This window comes from Micromonospora sp. NPDC005291 (genome assembly GCF_040607415.1).
Classification (GTDB): domain Bacteria; phylum Actinomycetota; class Actinomycetes; order Mycobacteriales; family Micromonosporaceae; genus Micromonospora.
In genome coordinates this window covers 251,781-267,822 of the sequence record NZ_JBEXGR010000001.1, presented here as the reverse complement: position 1 = coordinate 267,822, position 16,042 = coordinate 251,781, and the positions used below count along the sequence as shown (strand labels likewise).

Below are 16,042 nucleotides of genomic sequence, written 5' to 3'. Positions count from 1 at the left end.
CCTAGAACGGGATGTCGTCGTCGGTGCTGCCGCCGCCGGAGCCCACCACGGCGAACGGGTCGGCGGACTGGGTGATCGAGCGCAGCGTCTCCGATGGTGCCCGGCCCGCCTCGGAGACCCGGGTGGCCCAGGCCGGGAACGGGAACTCCAGGCAGAGCGGCACCGGGATGTCCGGCTGGTTGACGAACATGGTGCCCGGCTTGGCCAGCAGTGCCCGCTGTCGCTGCGCGGGCGGGAGGAAGCCGTACTCCGGGCGGGAGGCCTCGGCCGGGTCGAGCCGGCCGACCACCCGGATCGCCGAGTTGGTGACGATCCGCCGCTCCACCTCGCTCGCCGTCTGCTGCGCGCCGATCAGGATCACCCCGAGCGAACGGCCCCGCTCGGCGATGTCGAGCAGCACCTCCTTGATGGGGGAGGAGCCTTCCCTGGGGGCGTACTTGTTGAGCTCGTCGAGGACGACGAAGAGCAGCGGCTTGGCGGTGCCGGACTTCTCCTTGCGCTCGAACTCGCTCTTGAGCGTCACACCGACCACGAACCGCTGCGCGCGGTCCGGCAGGTTGTGCAGGTCGACCACCGTGACCTGCGCCGACTCGCTGGTGTTGATCGAGTGCGGGCGGCGGGTGGCGAGGTCGCCGCGGATCAGCCGGGCGAGGTCCTTCTTGCTGCCGATCAACCGCCGGGCGAACGCGTTGACGGTGCCCAGACCGACCGCGCTGCCCGCCCAGTCGGAGCGGGTCTCGTCGTCGTTGAGCTGGTCGACGATGTGGTCGACCAGGTCGCCGTAGGAGCCGAGCCGGACCCCGTCGATGCTCACCCCGCCGTCTGCGGGCTGGGCGTAGCGGGCCAGGTGCGCGGCCACCGAGTGGACCACCATCGTGTACTGCTGGCGTTCGTCGTCGGCGTCGGCGAAGACGTACGGCAGGAGGCGGTCGGCGCAGAACTCGCTCAGCGTCCAGTAGAACGAATCCACCCCGGTGAGCCGGCTGCTCACATCCGGCGTGCCGGCCGCGTCGCCGACCCGGGGCGGGGCGTAGACGCGCACGTCGGGGAAGGCTCCGGCGCTCAAACCGAGCTTCGCGTACGCCGCGCGGGTGGGCTCGTCGAGGCGGGTGTTGGGGTGGTCCAGGAAGAGCAGGTCCTCACCCTTGACGTTGAAGATCAGCGCCTTGGCGTTGACCGCGTCGCCGCCCAGCACCCCGGAGCGGAACACCGAGTAGAGCAGGAAGGTCGCGAAGCTGGTCTTGGTGGCCACCCCGGAGATGCCGGAGATGGAGACGTGCGCGCCCCGGCTGCCGTCGAGGAAGTCGGCGTTGAGGTAGACCGGCACCCCGTCACGACCCATCCCCATCGGGATGCGCCGCTCCATCCGGTCGAAGTGCAGCGCGCGCGCCCGGGCGTCGCCCTCGGCCCGGTGCACCACCGCGCCCGGGGTCGGCGGCACGTAGAGCTCCGGATCGACCCGCGTGGTGGTGACCTCGGCCGCCTCCTGCACCTGCGCGGGCAGCGTGCCGTCGGCGATGGCGAACACGTCGGAGTCGAACTGGGCGCCCTCGTGCCGAGCGCGGACCTGGGTGACCACCCCGGCGATCGTCACCGGCTCCCGGTCGGGCAGCTCTCGCCGGGTGACCACCACGTCGTCGAGCTGGAGGTAGCTGCCGGGAGCCACGGCCGTCCAGAACTGCAACGGGGTGGCGTCGGCGGTGCCCAGCACCCGCCCAACCGCCTCGCCAGGGCTGTCGAGGTCGGCGTCGGTCATCGGGCGACTCGGGTCGCTCGGGCATCACGGTCGGCGCGCATGCCCTGCATCCTGCCCGAGGAGTACGACAGGTCGCCACGCGACGCGGCGGACGACACCATGCGTCGTCACAGCCGCGACGCTAGGTGTGCGACCGGCGACGGCCCGTCGTGTGTCGCCCGGCGTCAGGGGCGGGCGTGGCGGAGCATGAGGACGCCGTCGTCGGCGGCGAGCACGTGTCGCAACGGCAGCTGACGGGGTGCCGTGGTGTCGCCGGCGGTGATCCGGCCCGGTCCTGGACCGGCGAGCAGCGGCGAGACGGTGAGGCACAGCTCGTCCACCAGGTCGGCGGCGGTGAGCGCGCCGAACAGGTGTGGGCCGCCCTCGCAGAGCAGCTGGGTCAGCCCGCGTCGGTGCAGCTCGGCGAGGCCGGCGGCCAGGTCGACCCGCTCGGTGCCGCAGCGCAGTACGTCGGCGACGTCGGTCAGGCCGGGTGGCGGGTCGGTGCCCGCGTGGGTGAGCACGATCGGGCGGGTCGGCGCGTCGGCGAAGGCGCCCTGTGCCGGGTCCAGGTCGAGCGAGCCGGAGACGACCACCAGCGTCGGGTACTCGGCCAGCCCGTGTTCGTGGCGCCAGGCGCGGCGGCGCTCGTCGAGCCGCACCGCCCGGTACCCCTCGTGGCGAAGCGTGCCGGCCGCCACCACCAGCGCGTCGCAGAGCATCCGCAGCAGGCCGAACACGCGCTTGTCCGGCTTGCCGGAGAGCCCGGCGGAGTAACCGTCCACGGTGACCGCGCCGTCCAGGCTGGAGACGAAGTTGACTCGCAGTCGGGGCTGGTCGGCGCGGCCGTAGAGGGCGGTCAGCGTGGCGTCGTCGAGCGGCGCGGTCGACGGCTCGGGCCAGAGCTGTCGAATCGGAATTCCGACCGTCATTCGCCGGCCGGACCGGTGACGGGCGGGGTCGGTTCGGCGGTACGGTGCTGGCAGTCGCACCAGTTCCGGCCCGGGCAGTCGTCGTGTCGCCGGGCCCGGCACGCTCGGCAGATCATGCTCGCAGCCTAAGCCGCGGGAGGGCAGGACAGCATGCCGCGTCAGATCTTCCAGCTGAAGATGTCCCTCGCCGGCGTCCGTCCACCGGTGTGGCGACGGGTGCTCGTCCCGGCCGGTTACACGCTGGACCGCCTGCACCGGGTGGTGCAGCACGCGATGGGTTGGCGGGACTGCCACCTGCACTCGTTCGAGATCGACGCCGTGCAGTACGGCGAACCCGACCCGGACGGTGAGTTGGCGCTGCACGACGAGCTGGACGTGCGGCTGGACGCGGTGCTCGGCAAGGGCAGCCGGTTCTCCTACACGTACGACTTCGGCGACTGGTGGGAGCACGACCTGGTCGTGGAGGACGCGCTGACCGTCGACCCCGACGAGCGGTACCCGGTCTGCCTGGACGGCGAGCGGGCCTGCCCGCCGGAGGGTGTCGGCGGGCCGTTGGGCTACCAGGCGCTACTGGTCGCGTTGGCCGACCAGGGCGGCTCGGCTGACCTGAGCGAGCCGCAGCACGCGATGCTGCGCGACTGGGCGGGCCCGGCCTTCGACCCGTCCCGCTTCGACCCCAACCGCACAACCACCCTCCTCCGCCGCTTCTGCTGACCCCTCCCCGGGGGAGCGCGGCGGTAACGATCTGGGAACGCTCCCATCGCCCTATTGACACTCCTGTTACCCGCCGGCAATCTCATGGGAGCGCTCCCGGAGGTGGCATGGGTCACTGACGCATCCCCGGCCTGGCGCGATGAGCACCCCCCACCACACCCATCCAGCCTCACCACCGGAAAGAGGGGTCAGCGAATGAGTGTCACCACGCGGCGTACCCGCCTGGCGGCCGCTGCCCTGGCCGCGATCACCGCAGTCAGTGGTCTCGCAGCCTGCGGCAACGACGATGACAAGCCGGCTGCCGGCGAGAAGCCGGCCAAGCTGGTCGTCGACACGTTCGGCGAGTTCGGCTACGAAGAGCTCGTCAAGCAGTACGAGAAGGACACCGGCATCAAGGTCGAGCTGCGCAAGACCGCGCAGCTCGCCGAGTACCGGCCGAAGCTGGTCCGCTACCTCGCCACCGGCAAGGGCGCCGCGGACGTCACCGCCCTGGAAGAGGGCATCCTCAACGAGTTCAAGCCCAACGCGCGCAACTGGGCCGACCTCAACCCGTTGGTCGCCGACCACTCCAAGGAGTTCCTGCCCTGGAAGTGGGAGCTGGGCAAGGCGCCGGACGGTCGGCTGATCGGCCTGCCGACCGACGTCGGCAGCCTCGCCGTCTGCTACCGCAAGGACCTGTTCCAGGCGGCCGGCCTGCCCACCGAGCGCGACCAGGTGTCGGCGCTCTGGCCGGACTGGAAGGGCTTCCACGACGCCGGTCTGAAGTACAAGCAGGGCAGCGGCGGCAAGGCGTTCATCGACTCGATCACCGCCGTCTCCAACGGTGTGATGTTCCAGGGCAACGGTGACCTGTTCTACGACAAGGAAGACAACATCATCGCGGACACCAGCCCCGCGGTGAAGAACGCTTGGGACACTGCCACCTCGATGGCGGACATCTCCGCCAAGGCGCAGACCTGGTCGCCGGAGTGGTCGGGTGGCTTCAAGCAGGGCACCTTCGCGGCGACCTTCTGCCCGTCCTGGATGCTCGGCATCGTCTCGGAGAACTCCGGCCCGGCCAACAAGGGCAAGTGGGACGTCGCGTCCGTGCCGGGCGGCGGCGGTAACTGGGGCGGCTCGTGGCTCGCGGTTCCGGCGCAGAGCAAGTACCCGAAGGAGGCGGCGCAGCTCGCCGAGTACCTGACCAACGCGAAGAGCCAGGTGGAGGCCTTCAAGGCCAAGGGCCCGCTGCCCACCAACCTGGAGGCGCTGAAGAACGAAGCGTTCATCGGCTACACCAACGAGTACTTCAGCAACGCGCCGACCGGCAAGATCTTCGGGGAGAGCGTCGCCAAGATCCAGCCGACCCACCTGGGTCCGAAGCACCAGGCGGTCAAGGAGAACGCGCTCGAGCCGGCCCTGCGGGCGTTCGAGAGCGGGCAGGCCGACAAGGCGAAGGCCTGGGAGCAGTTCACGAAGGATGCCAAGACTCAGGGTGCCTTCTGAGTGATTCCCTGCCGGTGGCGTTCGGGGCTTCCCGGACGCCACCGGCCGGTCCCCTCCGCGTAGCACCCTGCGCGAGGGCCCCCGGGCCTCGCCGGAAAAGGAAATTCGCATGAGCCTGTCGGCCACGACGGCACCGCCGTCGCCAGCAGCACCGCCTTCTCCCGACGTCTCTTCCCGACGTAGCCGGGGAAGGTTACTCAACCGCCTCGATGTCAAGTACTCGCCGTACCTCTACATCGCCCCGTTCTTCCTGATCTTCGGCGCGTTCGGGCTGTACCCGATGGTGCGTACCGCCTGGATGTCGTTGCACGACTGGGACATGATCGGCGATCACTCGTTCATCGGCTTCGACAACTACACCCGGCTGGCGTCCGACGAGTACTTCTGGAACGCGCTGGTCAACACGTTCGGCATCTTCGCCCTGTCGACCATCCCGCAGCTGTTGCTCGCCCTCTTCCTGGCGAACCTGCTCAACCGGACCTTCCTGCGCGCCAAGACCTTCTTCCGGATGGCCATCTTCATGCCGAACGTGGTGTCGGTGGCCGCGGTCGCGATCGTCTTCGGGATGCTGTTCCAGCGGGAGTTCGGCCTGTTCAACTGGCTGCTCAGCCTCGTCGGTGTCGACCCGGTCGACTGGGACGGGCAGCGGTGGAGTTCCTGGTTCGCCATCTCGTCCATGGTCAACTGGCGGTGGACCGGCTACAACACCCTGATCCTGCTCGCCGGCATGCAGGCGATCCCGAAGGATCTCTACGAGGCCGCAGCGATCGACGGCGCCGGCCCGTGGCGGCAGTTCTGGCAGATCACCCTGCCCATGCTCAAGCCCACCTTCATCTTCGTGGTCATCCTGTCCACGATCGGCGGCATGCAGCTCTTCACCGAGCCCCTGCTCTTCGCCAACGGCAACATTCTCGGCGGCAGCCAGCGGGAGTTCCAGACGCTGGCCATGTACATGTACGAGATGGGCATCGTGAACCTCAACTCCGCCGGCTACGGAGCCGCGGTCGCCTGGGCGATCTTCATGATCATCGTCCTGGTGTCGCTGTTCAACTTCCTACTCGTCCGCCGCTCGGCGAAGTGAGGAGAGATCGATGATCTCGGCTTCCCAGCGCCTGTGGCGCACCAGTCCGCTGACCTACGTGGCGCTCCTCCTGGCGGCGCTGCTGTCGATCTACCCGTTCTACTACATGCTGGTGATCGGCACTCGCAGCCTGGACTCCATCAACGAAGTCCCGCCACCGGTAACCCCCGGCGGAGCGTTCGGTGACAACTTCGGGCGGGTGCTCGACAACGACGCCGCCAACTTCCTCACCGGCATGATGAACTCGATCATCGTCTCCTCGGTGGTCACCGTGTCGGTGGTGCTCACCGGTTCACTGGCCGGGTTCGCCTTCGCCAAGCTGAAGTTCCGGGGCAGCAACGCCCTGCTGCTGGCGATCATCGTCACCATGATGATCCCGACCCAGATGGGCCTCATCCCGCTCTGGTCCATGATGCAGGACCTGGGGTGGTACGACACCCTCTACGCGGTCACCGTGCCGTTCCTGGTCAGCGCCTTCGGCGTGTTCATGATGCGGCAGTACGCCAGCCAGGCGATCTCCGACGAGCTGATCGAGGCCGGTCGGGTCGACGGGGCCAGCACGTTCCGGATCTACTGGAGCATCGTGCTGCCCGCGCTGCGCCCCGCCGCCGGCGTCCTTGGCCTGCTCACCTTCATGGAGACCTGGAACTCGTTCATCTGGCCGTACGCCATCCTCACCCCGGAGAACCCGACCCTGCAGGTCTCGCTCTCCTTCCTCTCGTACGCCTACTACACCGACTACTCCCAGGTGTTCGCCGCCACGGCGATCGGCACCATCCCCCTGGTGCTCGTCTTTCTCGTGTTCGGCCGCCAGATCATCGGCGGGATCATGGAAGGTGCCGTCAAGTCGTGAGCAACCCCGCCAGCCCATTCGCCGTCGATGTCCTCGACGAGCGCCCCGGGCTGACCTTTCCACCCGGATTCCTCTGGGGGGCCGCGACCGCGGCATACCAGATCGAGGGGGCGGCGGCCGTGGACGGCCGTACCCCGTCGATCTGGGACACCTTCAGCCACACTGACGGTCGCGTCGTCGCCGGGCACACCGGCGACGTGGCGTGCGACCACTACCACCGGCTCGGCGACGACGTCGCTCTGATGGCCGAGCTGGGCCTGAAGTCGTACCGTTTCTCGGTCTCCTGGTCCCGGGTGCAGCCCGGCGGCACCGGCGCGGCCAACCCGCAGGGTCTGGATTTCTACCGGCGGCTGGTCGACGAGTTGCTGGCCAACGGCATCGAGCCGTGGCTCACCCTCTACCACTGGGATCTGCCGCAGCCCCTGGAGGACGCCGGCGGCTGGCCGGCCCGGGACACCGCGGCCCGCTTCGCCGACTACACGACGCTGGTCGCCGATGCGCTCGGTGACCGGGTGCGCTACTGGACCACGCTGAACGAGCCGTGGTGCTCGGCGTTCCTCGGCTACGGCTCCGGCGTGCACGCGCCCGGCCGCACCAACGGGGCGGACGCGGTCCGCGCCGGGCACCACCTGATGCTCGGGCACGGCCTGTCCGTGCAGGCGTTGCGGGCCGCCCGGCCGACCGCAGAGGTGGGCGTGACGGTCAACCTCTACCCGGTCGACCCGGCCAGCGACGCCCCTGCTGACGTGGACGCCGCCCGGCGGATCGACGGGTTGGCCAACCGGTTCTTCCTCGACCCGCTGCTGCGTGGGTCGTACCCGAAGGATCTGGTGGCCGACCTGAGCACGGTGACCGACTTCGAGCATGTGCACGACGGTGATCTCGCGACCATCTCCACGCCGCTGGACCTGGTCGGGGTCAACTACTACAGCCGGCACGTCGTCACCGCCTCGACCGGCGGGGCCGACGCGGTGTCGGCCCCCTCGTGCTGGCCGGGCAGCGAGGACGTCCGGTTCGTCACCCGGGGCGTCCCGGTCACCGACATGGGCTGGGAGATCGACGCCCCGGGCCTGGTCGAGACGCTGCGTCGGGTGCACGACTACACGGATCTGCCCCTGTACGTCACCGAGAACGGCTCCGCGTTCGTCGACACGGTGGTCGACGGGCAGGTCGACGACGTCGACCGGTTGGCCTACTTCGACGCCCATCTGCGCGCCGCGCACGAGGCGATCAACGCCGGGGTGCCCCTGCGGGGATACTTCGCCTGGTCGCTGATGGATAATTTCGAATGGGCCTGGGGTTACACCAAGCGGTTCGGCATGATCCACGTCGACTACGACAGCCAGGTCCGCATCCCCAAGTCCAGCGCCAAGTGGTACGCCTCGGTGATCCGGCGCAACGGTCTGGCCGCACAATAGGCTCGGGCCAGCCATCAGGACGGTCCTGGCGTCCACCTCCCGCAGGTGGCGCCGGGTCCGCCCGCCGTCGGAGGAGCAGACGATGACAACGCAGCGCACCCGGTCGCTCGGGCGCCCGACCCTCGACGCGGTCGCGGCGCGTGCCGGCGTCGGCCGGGGCACAGTCTCCCGCGTGGTCAACGGCTCGCCCCAGGTCAGCCCGGAGGCCCGGGCCGCGGTCCAACAGGCCATCGCCGAGCTGGGGTACGTGCCGAACCGGGCCGCCCGTGCACTCGTCACCCAGCGGACCGACTCCGTCGCGCTGGTGGTGTCCGAATCCGGCGAGCGGGTCTTCACCGAGCCGTTCTTCGCCAGCATCGTGCGGGGCATCAGCTCCGCGCTGCTGGAGACACCGATGCAGCTCTGGCTGGCCATGGCCCAGTCGCCGGTGGAGCGGGAGCGGGTCGAGCACCACCTGACCAACCAGCACGTCGACGGCGTACTCCTGTTGTCGTTGCACGACTCCGACCCCCTGCCGACGCTGCTGGAGGAGCGCGGCCTGCCCGCCGTGCTCGGCGGCCGGCCCGCCCGAATGCTGCAACCCGGCGCTCAGCCGGCCTGGTTTGTCGACGTGGACAACGTTGGCGGGGCGCGGCAGGCGGTGGAGTATCTGGCAAGGCAGGGGCGGCGACGCATCGCCACCATCGCCGGGCCACAGGACATGGGTGCCGGCCTGGCCCGGTTGGCCGGCTACACCGAGGCGGTCAAGGCCACCGGGGCCGGCGTCAATCCCGACCTGATCGCGTACGGCGACTTCAGCGAGAGCAGCGGCGTGGCGGGCATGCGCCGGCTACTGGACGTCTGCCCCGACCTGGACGCGGTCTTCGTGGCGTCCGACCTCATGGCATTCGGCGCGCTGCGTACCCTGCGTGAGGCCGGCCGGCGCGTGCCCGAGGACGTCGCGGTGATCGGCTTCGACGACGCGACGATCGCCCGACAGGCGGAACCGCCGCTGACCACGGTCTTCCAGCCGGTGGAGGAGATGGGCCGGCAGATGGCCCGCCTGCTGGTGGCCCGAATCCGCGGCGAGGACCTCCCCGCCTCACACATCCTCCTGGACACCCAGCTGGTCCACCGCGCCTCCGCCTGACCGCCCTCCGCCCCTCCGGGTTGATCATGAAGTTATTGCCGTGACACGCCGACGCGGTGGGCAATAACTTCATGATCAACGGGCGAAGGTGGGTCAGGCCGGGGGTGGTCAGGTCGGGGTGGGGGTCCAGCGGCGGAGTTCGCGTTTGGCGAGGGAGTTGCGGTGGACCTCGTCGGGGCCGTCGGCCAGGCGCAGCGTGCGGGTCTGCGCCCAGAGGGCGGCCAGTGGGGTGTCCTGGCTGACGCCAGCGCCGCCGTACCCCTGGATGGCCTTGTCGATCACCCACTCCGCCATCGCCGGGGTGCCGATCTTGATGGCCTGGATCTCGGTGTGGGCGCCCTTGTTGCCGACCGTGTCCATCAGCCAGGCCGTCTTGAGCACCAGCAGGCGGGCCTGCTCGATGCGGACCCGCGACTCGGCGATCCACTCCCGGACCACGCCCTGCTCGGCGAGGGGCCGGCCGAACGCGATCCGCTCGTTGGCCCGGCGGCAGAGCAGCTCCAGTGCCCGTTCGGCCATCCCGATCAGCCGCATGCAGTGGTGGATCCGACCCGGACCCAGGCGGGCCTGGGCGATGGCGAAGCCGGTGCCCTCGGCGTCGATCAGATTCTCCGCGGGCACCCGGACGTCGGTGAAGTCGATTTCGGCGTGCCCGCCGTGGGAACCGTCGGTGTAGCCGAAGACGGTCATGCCCCGGCGTACGGTCACGCCGGGGGTGTCCCGGGGGACGAGCACCATGCTCTGCTGGCGGTGCCGCTCGGCGGTGGGGTCGGTCTTGCCCATCACGATGAAGATCTCGCAGCGCGGGTCCATCGCACCCGATGACCACCACTTGCGGCCGTTGATCACGTACTCGTTGCCGTCCCGGGTGATCCGGGTGGCGATGTTGGTGGCGTCGGAGGACGCGACGTCCGGCTCGGTCATGCAGAACGCGGAGCGGATCTCGCCCTCCAGCAGCGGCATGAGCCACCGCTTCTGCTGCGCGTCCGAGCCGAACTCGGCCAGCAGCTCCATGTTGCCGGTGTCCGGTGCCGCGCAGTTGACGGCCTCCGGCGCCAGGTGCGGGCTGCGCCCGGTCAGCTCGGCGAGCGGAGCGTACTGCAGGTTGGTCAGGCCGGCGCCGTAGCGCGGATCGGGCAGGAAGAGGTTCCACAGGCCGCGCTTGCGGGCCTCCGCCTTCAGCTCGGCCAGCACCGGGGTACGCGACCACGGGTCACCGGTGGCCACCTGCTCGGCGTGCACGGCCTCGGCCGGGTAGACGTGTTCGGTCAGGAACCGGGTCAGCTCGTCGCGCAGCTCTTCGGTCCGGCTGTCGTAAGCGAAGTCCATCACCGCTCCCTGGCGGCTGTCAGCCCGTGCGCGACCAGCGGTGCCACCATCTCGCCGATCCGGTCGAAGCCCTCGCCGAGCGTCTGCCCGAGCGTGTGGCGGTAGTGGATGCCCTCGCAGATGACCGCGAGTTTGAAACAGCCCAGCGCCACGTGCCAGTGCAGTGGCCCGACGTTGACGTCGCTGCGCCCGGCGTACCGGTCGATCAGCTCGGTGCCGGTGGGGAAGCCGGCGCGCGGGCCGAGCCCGTCGGCGACCGGGTTGCCGTCGGCCGTGTCGCTGCCGCCCAGCACATCCCAGTACGTCAGCAACAGCCCCAGGTCAGCGAGGGGGTCGCCGAGGGTGGCCATCTCCCAGTCGAGCACCGCGTGCACGGCCACCGGGTCGGCCGAGGCGAGGAGATTGTCCAGCCGGTAGTCACCGTGCACGATCCGACCGGCGTTCGCGCCCTCGGGGGCGGTCGCCGCGAGCAGGTCACGCAGCTCGTCGATGCCGGGCAGTGGGCGGCTGCGCGAGCGGTCGAGCTGCCCGGCCCAGCGACGGACCTGCCGGGCCAGGTAGCCCTCCGGGCGGCCGAAGTCACTCAGCCCGACCGTGGACGGCTCGACGCTGTGCAGCGCGGCGAGCGTGTCCATCATCGCCATCGCGAGGGCTCGACGTCGCTCGTCGCCCAGCGGGTCGGTCTGTGTGCGGTTGCGGAACACCTCGCCGGGCATCCGCTCCATGAGGTAGAACGGCGCGCCGATCACCTCCGGGTCGGTGCAGAGCAGCAGCGCGCCCGGCACCGGCACCTCGGTCGACGCCAGCGCCGAGATGACCCGGAACTCGCGGGCCATGTCGTGCGCGGTCGCCAGCACGTGCCCCAGCGGGGGGCGGCGCAGCACGACCTCGCGGTCGCCGAGGCGCAGCAGGTAGGTGAGGTTGGATTTGCCGCCCGCGATCAGGCTGGCCTGCAACGGCCCGACGGCCAGCTCGGGTTGGTGCTGGGACAGATAGTCGGCGAGCCGGTCCAGGGTCAGCCCCACGGGGGAGGTGGGGACGGCCCCCGGCCGCAGCGCATCGACGGCCGGATCGCTCATCCGACTAGTTGATGGCAGCTCGCTCACGTTGTCAAGGTCAGATTTTCCCCTCGGGACATGCCCCTGCAACAGGGACGAAATGGTCAACTACCAGGCTGGGGCCAGCCTGCCGGCCGCTCTTCGCCGGCCCGCCGAGCGGAGGGACAGTCATGTTGCTGCGAGTTCGGGTCACCCTGCCGGATCGTCCGGGAACCCTCGGCCAGGTCGCCCGCACGTTGGGGGTCTCGGGGGCGGACATCGTCCAGGTGGTGGTCCTCGAACGGCTCGGCGGGCGCGCGGTGGACGACTTCACGGTGGTCTGGCCGGGCGCGGCGCGGGTCGAGCGGCTGCTGGCTGGTCTGGCGGCGATTCCGGGCGTGCGGGTCGACGGTGTGTGGCGGGCGATCGGCGCGCCCACCACCACCGGCCAGGACGCGGAGTTGCTGGCCCAGGTCGCGGCCAACCCGGCCGACGGGGTGGCCACCCTGGTCGACGCGGTGCCCGGGCTGTTGGCGGCCGACTGGGCCGTCGCCGCCGTGGTGCCGGTCGACTGGGCCTCGCGGACCGGGGGTGGCGGGGCGACCGTGGGGCACGCGAGCTGGCGTGCTCCCGTACCCCCGCGGTTGCCGGAGGTGACCCCGCTGCGCGGCCGGTCGATGACCACGCCGGACGGCACCCACCACGCGATCGCGCCGTTCGGCCGGGCGGGCCTGGTGCTGGTGGTGGCCCGTGAGCACAACGAGACCCTCTCCGCCGCCGCGTTCCACAGCACGGAGGTGGACCGACTCAGCCAGCTCGTCCGGGCCAGCGCGGTGATCCTCGGTGACCGGCTGGACCTGGTCGGCGCGCCTCCGGTGGTCGCCGGCCCCTGAGCGGCCCGAGGAGTTCCCGGGCCGACACCGCTGGGCAACCGGGCGGCAACAGGCGGGGGTGAGGCTCTTACTGGGGAAGGGAGCCAACCATGACGTTGTGGCGGATTCGGGCCACCGTGGCCGACCGGCCGGGTTACCTGTCGGTGCTCACGGCGAGCCTCGCGTTGCGCGGGGTCAACATCCTCACCGTGCAGGTGCAGCCCACCGAGCAGGGCGCGGTGGATGACTTCCTGGTCGACGCACCGGACGCGCTCGACGAGGCCGAGCTGATCGCCGCCGTCGAGCGGGGTCGGGGCCGGGACTGCTTCGTGGCGCGCAGCGAGGCGCGCGGCCTGGCCGACCAGCCCACCCGGGTGCTCGGGCTGGCCAACCGGCTGGTGCGTGACCCGGACGCGACGGGTGAGGCGCTGCGGACCCTGCTCGGCGCGGACTCGGTCAGCTGGCGACCCGCGTCGACCGGCGTCGAGCGGGGGATCATCGGCGCCAGCATGCTGCTGGCCGACCCGGCGGGCGGTTCGTTCGCGCTGCGCCGGGCCGCGCCGGCCTTCACCCCGGCGGAGTACGCGCGGGCGCAGGCTCTGGTCGAACTGGCCGCCACCGTGGCGCGTCGGGCCGCCGAACAGGTCATCCTGGTGTTGCCCGACGGCGCCGAGCTGGCCGTCCGACCGGCCTGTGTGGACGACCTCTCGGGTGTGCTGGAGCTGCACGAGGGCTGCTCGCCGGGGAGCCGGCACCGGCGCTATCTGGGTGGGGCGGCCCTGCCACGTCCAGCCCGGCTGCGTCGCCTGCTGGAGCCGAGCCGGGGGCTGACCCTGATCGCCACGGCCACCGATGACGACGGCGGCGCCGAGTCGGTGGTCGCCATGGCGAACCTGCTCGGCGAGGGCGACGAGGCCGAGGTCGCGCTGTTGGTGCGCGACGACTGGCAGCGACGCGGGCTGGGCTCGGCGTTGCTGCGCCGGCTGGCCCGGCACGCCGACCGGGCCGGGTACGCGGCGCTGGTGCTGCACGTCCACGCCGAGAACGGCCCGATGGTGCGGACGCTGCACCGACTGGGCCGGTCCAGCACGGTCGAGCGCGACGGCCCGCTGCTCACCCTCACCGTCCCCCTCGCCGCGGAACGGAAGGGCACCTACCTGACGCCTGGCGCATAGGAAGGGCCCCTCGCCGACGTGGTGGAGCGCGGACGCGTCAACGCGCGGGAGGTTCGCGGCGGCCGGACAAGCAGAACCGGTTGCCCTCCGGATCAGCGAGCACCACGTACGGCGGTTCGGTCGGGTGCGGGTCCGTGGGGTAATGCCGCCAGTCCACCCGCTGGGCGCCGAGCGCGAGCAACCGGTCGAGTTCCTCGTCAAGGCCGCGCTCGCCGGCGTCCAGGTCCATGTGGAGCCGGGGGAACTCCTGCACCGGGCTCTCGCTGAGGTCCATCGCGACGGCCATGCCCGACGCCCCTGGCGGCGGCTCCAGCACAATCCATTCGTCGCCGTCGAATCGGGGCGCCCGACGGCGGTAGCCGAGGGCTGCGGCCCAGAACCTTCCCGCCCGCTCGGCATCGGACACGCCCAGGGAGAGCTGTTCGATCATCGCCATCTTCCGACGGTACGCCGCCGGCCGCTGCCAACAGGGGCCCCCTGCTCCGCATCACGCGTCAACAGGGGGCCCTTCCGCACACCGAACTCAGGTGGTGGGGTAGCTGCTGTAGTCGGGGAAGTTGCCGTAGAGCCGGCTGTCGCCGCCCACGGTGACCGCGTGCACCAGCAGGTCGCCGCCGACGAACGCGCCCTTCCAGGAGGCGCCCCGCCCGCCGAATGCCTCGTCGCGGTCGCCCCGGGAACGCGGCTTGTTGATGCCCACCTTGAACGCCTGCAGGTCCACCGCGAGCTTGCCGGCCTCGTCGGTGTCGTCGCAGGCCAGCGACGCGACCAGTGCGCCGTTGGAGGCGTTCATCGCGGCCAGCAGCTCGTCGGTGGTGTCCACCACGACGATCGTGTCGACCGGCCCGAACGGCTCGGCATGCATCAGGCGGGACCGGCCGGGTGGGGCGAGCAGCACGGACGGAGCGACGTACGCCGAGGTGTCCTGCCCGGGCAGGAACGGCGCTCCGGTCAGCTTGCCCCGGTGCAGTGGCACCGCGCCGCCACGGACCGCCTCCTCGACCTTGCGGTGCAGCTCCTCGGCCTTGGCTGTGCTGATCAGCGGCCCGAAGTCCAGTTCGGGCAGCGGGTCGCCGGCGGCCCAGTCGTCGCCGACGGCGAGCGGGTGGCCGAAGCGGACCGAGCGCACGACCGGCAGGTACATGTCGAGGAACTCGTCGACCAGGTCGCGTTGCACCACGAACCGGGGGTACGCGGTGCAGCGCTGCTTGCCGTACTCGAAGCCCTTCTTCAGGTGCGTGGCCAGCAGGTCCCACTGGGAGAAGTTCCAGATGCCCCAGGCGTTGAGGCCCTCCTGCTCGATGAAGTGCCGCTTGTCGCTGTCCAGCAGCGCGGCGGCCACCTTGCCACCGTTGGAGCGACCGCCGACGAACGCCACGGCACCGATCTCCGGTGCCCGAACCAGCACTTCGGACAACTCCTCGCCGCCGCCGGAGACAAGGGTGGCGGGCAGCCCGGCCCGGCGCATCAGCGCGTGCGCGACGGTAAGGCAGACCGCGCCGCCCTGGGACGGGGTCTTGGCGATGACGGCGTTGCCGGCCAGCAACTGCACCAGCTCGGCGTGCACCAGGACGCTCATCGGGTAGTTCCACGAGGCGATGTTGCTGACCGGGCCGGGCAGCGGCTCGCGGCCATCGGCGAGCATCCGGTCGATCTCGCCCGCGTACCAGCGGACGCCGTCCAGCGCCCGGTCCACGTCGGCGCAGGCCAGCCGCCACGGCTTGCCGATCTCCCAGACCAGCAGCAGCGCGAGCAGATCGCGGTGGGCGGTGAGGGAGTCCAGCGCGTCGGCGACCCGGGCCTTGCGGTCGGCGAGCGGGGTCGCCGCCCAGACCCGGTGCGCGGCGGCGGCGTGCGCGACGGCGGCGCGGGCGGCGTCGGCGTCGAGCCGGGGCAGGTTGATGACGACGGTGTTGTCCACCGGGGTGCGGACCGGGGCTGGTTGGCCGACGGCCCGCCAGTCGCCCTCGATCAGGTTGTGCAGGGTGGTGGCGCCGTCGACCTCGGCGCCGAACGCCTCGGGGGTGGCGGCCACCGCGCGGGCCAGGACGTCGGACCAGGCGGTGCCGTCGGCGAGTCGTAGTGCCATCGTGTTCTCCTCAGAGTTGACCGGGGAGCGGCGGCGTCGATGGCACCACTGGTGATCGGTACTGTCTCGCGCCGGGTAGCGGGTCAGCAACAGTACGTTTGTATGGCTGGACGCCGCCGCGCCACTCGGCCCGACAGCTCGCTCGGTGGCGACTCGCCCGACCTGCGACGACGCACCCAACTAATCGGTGAGC

The 16,042-nt window shown here is 70.9% G+C and carries 14 protein-coding genes; 8 read left to right on the top strand and 6 right to left on the bottom strand.

Going from position 1 to position 16,042, the window contains the following annotated elements:
* Position 1 precedes the first annotated feature (1 nt).
* Positions 2–1,756, bottom strand: a complete 1,755-nt coding sequence (locus ABZT18_RS01165) for an ATP-binding protein (protein ID WP_354993383.1) — start codon at positions 1,754–1,756, stop codon at positions 2–4.
* Between the two features lie 164 nt (positions 1,757–1,920).
* Positions 1,921–2,667: a pyrimidine reductase family protein gene (locus ABZT18_RS01160; RefSeq protein WP_354993384.1), complete on the bottom strand. Its 747-nt coding sequence runs from the start codon at positions 2,665–2,667 to the stop codon at positions 1,921–1,923.
* Between the two features lie 150 nt (positions 2,668–2,817).
* On the opposite strand from ABZT18_RS01160, the gene ABZT18_RS01155 reads away from it, so the two are divergent.
* From ABZT18_RS01155 to ABZT18_RS01130, 6 genes are all read left to right on the top strand, one after another.
* Positions 2,818–3,381, top strand: coding sequence for a plasmid pRiA4b ORF-3 family protein (locus ABZT18_RS01155; protein WP_354993385.1), 564 nt, complete (start codon positions 2,818–2,820; stop codon positions 3,379–3,381).
* 195 nt (positions 3,382–3,576) lie between these two features.
* Entirely contained in the window at positions 3,577–4,866 is a 1,290-nt protein-coding gene (locus tag ABZT18_RS01150; RefSeq protein WP_354993386.1) for an extracellular solute-binding protein, read from the top strand.
* Between the two features lie 109 nt (positions 4,867–4,975).
* The gene (locus tag ABZT18_RS01145) at positions 4,976–5,947 is read left to right on the top strand and encodes a sugar ABC transporter permease (RefSeq protein WP_354993387.1); all 972 of its coding nucleotides are present in this window, start codon (positions 4,976–4,978) and stop codon (positions 5,945–5,947) included.
* Positions 5,948–5,957: 10 nt separating this feature from the next.
* Entirely contained in the window at positions 5,958–6,800 is an 843-nt protein-coding gene (locus ABZT18_RS01140; RefSeq protein WP_354993388.1) for a carbohydrate ABC transporter permease, read from the top strand.
* Positions 6,797–8,218, top strand: a complete 1,422-nt coding sequence (locus ABZT18_RS01135; protein ID WP_355250147.1) for a GH1 family beta-glucosidase — start codon at positions 6,797–6,799, stop codon at positions 8,216–8,218. The genes ABZT18_RS01140 and ABZT18_RS01135 overlap by 4 nt, the downstream gene beginning before the upstream one ends.
* Before the next feature lie 82 nt (positions 8,219–8,300).
* Positions 8,301–9,347, top strand: a complete 1,047-nt coding sequence (locus tag ABZT18_RS01130) for a LacI family DNA-binding transcriptional regulator (protein ID WP_354993390.1) — start codon at positions 8,301–8,303, stop codon at positions 9,345–9,347.
* Between the two features lie 108 nt (positions 9,348–9,455).
* Here ABZT18_RS01130 and ABZT18_RS01125 read toward each other — a convergent pair whose 3' ends face one another.
* Both ABZT18_RS01125 and ABZT18_RS01120 read right to left on the bottom strand, forming a co-directional pair.
* Entirely contained in the window at positions 9,456–10,676 is a 1,221-nt protein-coding gene (locus ABZT18_RS01125) for an acyl-CoA dehydrogenase family protein (protein WP_354993391.1), read from the bottom strand.
* Positions 10,676–11,755: a phosphotransferase family protein gene (locus ABZT18_RS01120; RefSeq protein ID WP_355250144.1), complete on the bottom strand. Its 1,080-nt coding sequence runs from the start codon at positions 11,753–11,755 to the stop codon at positions 10,676–10,678. The genes ABZT18_RS01125 and ABZT18_RS01120 overlap by 1 nt, the downstream gene beginning before the upstream one ends.
* Positions 11,756–11,904: 149 nt before the next feature.
* Here ABZT18_RS01120 and ABZT18_RS01115 point away from each other — a divergent pair, with 149 nt between their 5' ends.
* Both ABZT18_RS01115 and ABZT18_RS01110 read left to right on the top strand, forming a co-directional pair.
* Complete coding sequence (locus ABZT18_RS01115) at positions 11,905–12,606, top strand: amino acid-binding protein (protein WP_355250141.1); 702 nt, start codon at positions 11,905–11,907, stop codon at positions 12,604–12,606.
* An 89-nt stretch (positions 12,607–12,695) separates the two neighbouring features.
* Positions 12,696–13,760, top strand: a complete 1,065-nt coding sequence (locus ABZT18_RS01110; protein WP_355250138.1) for a GNAT family N-acetyltransferase — start codon at positions 12,696–12,698, stop codon at positions 13,758–13,760.
* A gap of 37 nt (positions 13,761–13,797) precedes the next feature.
* Here ABZT18_RS01110 and ABZT18_RS01105 read toward each other — a convergent pair whose 3' ends face one another.
* Positions 13,798–14,196 carry a VOC family protein gene (locus tag ABZT18_RS01105; protein WP_355250136.1) on the bottom strand — a complete coding sequence of 133 codons (399 nt, stop codon included), beginning with the start codon at positions 14,194–14,196 and terminating at the stop codon, positions 13,798–13,800.
* Between the two features lie 87 nt (positions 14,197–14,283).
* Positions 14,284–15,849, bottom strand: a complete 1,566-nt coding sequence (locus tag ABZT18_RS01100) for an aldehyde dehydrogenase family protein (protein WP_355250133.1) — start codon at positions 15,847–15,849, stop codon at positions 14,284–14,286.
* Positions 15,850–16,042: the final 193 nt, after the last annotated feature.